We start from the raw sequence: 5,427 nt of genomic DNA, 5'->3' as shown, positions 1-5,427 counted from the left end.
GCGGCGGCACAGATGGTGAGGGGCAGTGAACGCATCGTGAACCTCCTGTTGGCAGGTTCACCCGTACGCGCGCTTTTCGCATCCGCTGTCGCCCGGTCGGGCGACGGTCCGGGAGGTCAGACCAGGCCGACGAGGTCCGCGATGGAGTCGACCACGTTGGACGGACGGAAGGGGTAGCGGTCGATGTCGGCGGTGGTGGTGAGCCCCGTGAGCACCAGGAACGTCTCCATCCCGGCTTCCAGCCCGGCCAGCACGTCCGTGTCCATCCGGTCGCCGATCATGGCGCTGGTCTCGGAGTGGGCGCCGATGGCGTTGAGCCCGGTCCGCATCATCAGCGGGTTGGGCTTGCCGGCGAAGTACGGCTCCTTGCCGGTGGCCTTGGTGATCAGGGCCGCGACGGAACCGGTGGCGGGCAGCGGGCCCTCGGCGGAGGGGCCGGTCTCGTCCGGGTTGGTGCAGATGAATCGGGCGCCCGCGTTGATCAGCCGGATCGCCTTGGTCAGCGCCTCGAAGCTGTACGTACGGGTCTCACCGAGCACCACGTAGTCGGGGTCGTGGTCGGTGAGGACGTACCCGATGTCGTGCAGCGCGGTGGTGAGACCCGCCTCGCCGATGACGTACGCCGTGCCGCCGGGGCGCTGGTCGTCCAGGAACCGGGCGGTCGCGAGCGCGGACGTCCAGATGTTCTCGACCGGAACGTCCAGGCCCATGCGGCTGAGCCGGGCGTGGAGGTCGCGGGCGGTGTAGATGGAGTTGTTGGTGAGGACGAGGAAGGGCTTCCCCGACTCCCGCAGCCGCTTGATGAACGCGTCCGCGCCGGGAATGGGCGTGCCCTCGTGGATGAGGACCCCGTCCATGTCGGTCAGCCAGGACTCGATCGGCTTGCGCTCTGCCATCACACGGACTCCTGCCGTACGCACGGTGCACACGAGGTGCTGGACGCCGGCGGCACCGCGGTGTGCAGCGCCGACGCCCCGAGTTTAGGCCGAAAGGTGGCGCGTATCGATCATGCGGACGAGGCGGGATCGCGCGAATCGCAGCGGGCCGGGGCGGTCGGCCGCGGGGGCGTGCGGGGCCCCCTGGGGTGTGCCGCCGCCGGGCCTCAGCCCCGGTCGCACCTCATGCGGCGGGCCAGGAGCAGTGCGGCCGTGCCGCCGAGCAGCAACGCCGCGGCCACCGCGCCGGTCCCCAGGGCAGCCGCCCGGCCCGGGCGCCCGGTCCGGGCGAGCTCGGGCAGCGGGTTCCCGGCGGCGTCGCGCGGGACCTCGATGCGGCCCGGGGGCACGGTGGGCGGATGCGGGCCGGTGGAAGGGGAGGCGCCGGGAGTGGGCCCGACGCCGGTGGTCGTACGGGGATCGGCGCCCGGGGTCCTCGTCCCGCCCGTGCCGGAGCCGGCCGCCCGGCCGGGAGCCGCGCTCGTACCGTCGTCGGGGCGGGTGCTGCGGTCCGGGGCGGTGGTTCCGTCCCCTCCGGTCGCCGTACCGTCGCCCCCGTCCGCGCCGGTGACCGCGTCGGTGCCGGTCCCGTCGCCGGAGTCCGTTCCGGCGGTCCCCCCGTCCTCGCCGGTACCGGACCCGTCGGTCGCCTCCGCCCCGGTGAGGAGGTCCTCGATCCCCGATTCGTCGGGGAGCACCAGGTCGGCGCCGCCCTCGATGTCCCCCTCGACGAGGGAGAACGGGTAGTCCTCCGACTCGCCCACCCACTCACCGTCCGGGGCCACGACGGACCCGTCCGCCACCGCGTCCGAGGGGGACGCGGCCGGGCGGCGCTGCACGATGGCGGCGTTGGCCACGACTGACCCCGGCCGGGTGTCGGAGGTGAAGGCCATCCGGACGCGGACGGTGACCGTGCGTCCGGCGGGGACCGTGAAGCCCTCGAAGTCGTCGCCGGCCTCGCCGCTGCCGAAGACCCCGATCTGTTCGTTCCGGTCGGTGGTCTCCCAGCTGACCCGGTGCTCGGTCCCGGCGCCCGGCTCCGTGCCCGCCCGTTCCGCGTACGCGAGCTGGATCTGGTCCGGCGTCAGCTGCCGGTCCTGGTCGGTCAGGACGAGTACGGGGTGCAGGGCGCGGCAGGACTCCGCGGTGGTGTTGACGAGGTCCAGGTACCAGATTTCGTATCCGCCGCCGGACGCGTAGGTGTCCGGGCCGCCGTGGATGCGGGTGGTGATGGGGAAGTCCCTGGCGTCCCGGTCGCCGCAGGCGGGCTGCTGGTCCGCGACGACGGACGCGGCGGCGTGTTCCGTCGCCGAGGTCGGCGGCCCGCCGAGCAGTGCGCCCGGTACGGCGATCCCGGCGGCCAGGCCGAGCGAGGTGAGCGCGCGTCCGTCGCGCAGCCGCGCGTGAGATCGCAGTCGTGCAGGAGGTCGCAGTCGTGCGGGAGGTCCGGGGGGCATGGGAGGCACCCTTCACAGCTGGCGAACGACCGGTGCGGAGGAACCACCGGCGTGTCGGCGGAGACGCTGCCAGGCGTGGTTACGAACATCACACTGACACGCCGGAAGCTCACCCGCCCGGTGGGACAGGGGTCGTCCCGCCCTCCGCCGACAGGCCCCGGGGCGTGTTGTGGAGCACGCCCGGTCCGCCCGTCACTCCGCCGTCCGCCCGAACAGCGGGCCGAGGACCAGCTGGGCGGCGCCCTCGGCGACCGGGTGATCGCCGCCCGCGACCGCGACCGGTACGGGCGTTCCGGCGCCCTCGCGCCGGGCGCGCTCCTCGATCACGGCGCGCACGCCCCGTACGTAGGCGTCCTCGTGCGCCGCGACCGTGCGCCCGCCCAGCACCACCCGGTCGATGTCGAGCAGCGCGACGAGGTTGGCGGCCCCCGCGCCCAGCACCCGGGCGGCCTCGACGACGTCGCCCCGGTCCACCGCCGCCAGGCAGAGCGCCTCGATGCAGCCGCGCCCGCCGCAGCCGCACGGCGGCCCGTCCAGGAGGAGGGTCTGGTGCCCGAACTCGCCCGCGCCGGTGCGCACACCCCGGTGCAGTGCCCCGCCGAGGACGAGCCCGGCGCCCAGGCCCGTACCGAGGTGGAGGTAGGCGAAGTCGCCCGCGCCCGGGTCGCGCAGGGCGAGGCCGAGAGCTGCGGCGTTGGTGTCCTTGTCCACGGAGACCGGCAGGCCGGTGCGGGCGGCGAGGGCCTCGCGGAGGGGGAATCCGTCCCACTGCGGGAAGCCGGTGACCCGGTGCAGCACTCCGTCGCGGTGGTCGAGCGGGCCGGGGACCGCCACACCCACGCCGAGCACGGCCGGACCGTCTCCCGGCGCCGCCGACGCGCTCACCTCCACCACCGCGTCCGCCGCGCCCGCGACCACCTCGGCCGCCGGGGCGCCGAAGTCGAGCGGTGCGGTCCGGACGGCGACCGGCGTACCGGCGAGGTCGACGAGGACGGCGGTCAGCTCGTCCCGGTCCAGGTGGAGGCCGACCGCGTGCCGGGCGTCCGGGACGAGCCGGAGCACGGTGCGCGGCTTGCCGCCGGTGGACGCGCGGCGGCCCGCCTCGGCTGCGAGGCCCTCGGCGCGCAGCCGGGCGGTGATCTTGCTGACGGCCTGCGGGGTGAGCCCGGTGCGCTCGGCCAGCTCCAGCCGGCTGATGCCGTCGCCGCCGGCGCCGCGCAGCAGGTCGAGCACGAGAGCGGCGTTGTGGTGGCGCAGGGCCGGGAGGTTGACCCCGGTGCCGTTGCGCGCGCCGACGCCGGGGCCACTGCGGGAATCGCTGGTATCGCTGGTGTTCACCACCCCATTGTGGGCCCCGCTTGCACTTTGGCAACAGCGTTGCTTAAGTGGGTCCATGACTTCCACCGATCCCCTCCGCGTCGCGCTCGTCGGCTACGGCCTGGCGGGTTCCGTCTTCCACGCCCCGCTGATCGCAGCGACCGAGGGCCTGGTGCTCGACACGGTCGTCACGTCCAACGAGGAGCGCCGGGCGCAGGCCCGCGCCGAGTTCCCGGCCGTCCGCTTCGCCGACTCGCCCGAGGAGCTGTGGGCGCGCGCCGACGAGCTGGACCTCGTCGTGATCGCCACCCCGAACAAGACGCACGTCCCGGTCGCGAAGGCCGCCCTGGCGGCCGGGCTGCCGGTCGTCGTGGACAAGCCGATCGCCGGTACCGCCGCCGAGGCCCGTGAGCTGGCCGCGCTCGCCGAGGAGAGCGGGCTGCTCCTCTCGGTCTTCCAGAACCGCCGCTGGGACAACGACTTCCTGACGATCGCCCGGCTGATGGCCGACGGCGAACTCGGCGCGGTGCAGCGCTTCGAGTCCCGGTTCGAGCGGTGGCGCCCGCAGCTGAAGGGCGGCTGGCGCGAGTCGGGCGACCCGCAGGAGATCGGCGGTCTGCTCTTCGACCTGGGCAGCCACATCGTCGACCAGGCACTGGTGCTGTTCGGCCCCGCGGTGCGGGTGTACGCCGAGTCGGACGCCCGCCGCCCCGGCGCCGCGACCGACGACGACACCTTCATCGCGATCACCCACGCGAGCGGCGTCCGCTCCCACCTGTACGCCAGCGCCACCACCGCCCAGCTCGGCCCGCGCTTCCGGGTGCTGGGGCAGCAGGCCGGTTACGTGAAGTACGGCCTGGACCCGCAGGAGGCGGCGCTGCGCGAGGGCCACCGCCCCGGCGCGGGACAGGCGCCGTGGGGCGAGGAGCCCGAGGGCCTGTGGGGCCGGCTCGGCTCGGGCGAGTCCCCGCTGACCGGCGGCGGCGTCCCGGTCCGCACCCTGCCCGGTGACTACCCGGCGTACTACGCGGGTGTCGCCGCAGCCCTGCGCGGCACCGGCGAGAACCCGGTCACCGCCTTGGAGGCGGCAGCGGCGCTGGACGTCCTGGAGGCGGCCCGCCGCTCCGCCCGGGAGGGCACCGCCGTCACCCTGGTCCCGCAGCCCACCGGCACGAAGAGCACCGAGGAGCCCCAGGCATGAGCACCCGCCCCGACGCCCCGACCGTCTCCGAACTGCTCGCCCAGGAGCGCCGGCTGACTCTGCCCCGTTTCGGGTACGAGGACGCGTACGCGCTGGGCACCCTGCTCGTCCGGCTGGCCCGCGAGCGCAACGCCCCGGTCGCCATCGACATCCGGCGCGGCACGCAGCAGCTGTTCCACGTCGCGCTCCCGGGCTCCAGCGCCGACAACGACGGCTGGATCGACCGCAAGCGCAAGGTCGTCGAGCGCTACGGCGAGAGCTCCTACCTCGTGGGCACCCGGTTCCGCGCGAAGGGCACCACCTTCGAGGACTCGTCCCGCCTGCCGCTGGGCACGTACGCCGCACACGGCGGCTCGTTCCCGATCACCGTCGAGGGCGCGGGCGTCATCGGCACCGTCACCGTCTCGGGCCTCCCCCAGGCCGAGGACCACGCCCTGGTCGTCCAGGGCCTGGAGGAGTTCCTGACGACGCTGGAGGGGTGACCCCCACCGCCTCGCGTACCTACGCCCCGGGGCCC

General features: G+C 74.8%; 5 protein-coding genes. 2 read left to right on the top strand and 3 right to left on the bottom strand.

Going from position 1 to position 5,427, the window contains the following annotated elements; genetic code table 11:
- Positions 1-116: 116 nt before the first annotated feature.
- The 3 genes from ACFWEP_RS30955 to ACFWEP_RS30945 form a co-directional block, all read right to left on the bottom strand.
- A complete protein-coding gene (locus ACFWEP_RS30955) occupies positions 117-857 on the bottom strand; it encodes an HAD-IIA family hydrolase (protein WP_387375059.1) in 741 nt (246 codons plus the stop codon).
- Positions 858-1,102: 245 nt separating this feature from the next.
- Entirely contained in the window at positions 1,103-2,392 is a 1,290-nt protein-coding gene (locus ACFWEP_RS30950) for a peptidase (RefSeq protein WP_387375056.1), read from the bottom strand.
- A 192-nt stretch (positions 2,393-2,584) separates the two neighbouring features.
- On the bottom strand, positions 2,585-3,787 hold the full coding sequence (locus ACFWEP_RS30945; protein ID WP_387375058.1) for an ROK family protein: 1,203 nt from the start codon (positions 3,785-3,787) through the stop codon (positions 2,585-2,587).
- On the opposite strand from ACFWEP_RS30945, the gene ACFWEP_RS30940 reads away from it, so the two are divergent.
- The gene (locus ACFWEP_RS30940) at positions 3,786-4,910 is read left to right on the top strand and encodes a Gfo/Idh/MocA family oxidoreductase (RefSeq protein WP_387375054.1); all 1,125 of its coding nucleotides are present in this window, start codon (positions 3,786-3,788) and stop codon (positions 4,908-4,910) included. The genes ACFWEP_RS30945 and ACFWEP_RS30940 overlap by 2 nt on opposite strands.
- A complete protein-coding gene (locus ACFWEP_RS30935) occupies positions 4,907-5,392 on the top strand; it encodes a heme-degrading domain-containing protein (RefSeq protein ID WP_387375053.1) in 486 nt (161 codons plus the stop codon). The genes ACFWEP_RS30940 and ACFWEP_RS30935 overlap by 4 nt, the downstream gene beginning before the upstream one ends.
- The last annotated feature ends 35 nt before the right edge of the window (positions 5,393-5,427 follow it).

Source organism: Streptomyces sp. NPDC060198 (assembly GCF_042728415.1).
Classification (GTDB): Bacteria; Actinomycetota; Actinomycetes; order Streptomycetales; family Streptomycetaceae; genus Streptomyces.
The sequence above is the reverse complement of the archived record's forward strand: the minus strand, read 5'-3'. Positions and strand labels throughout refer to the sequence as shown.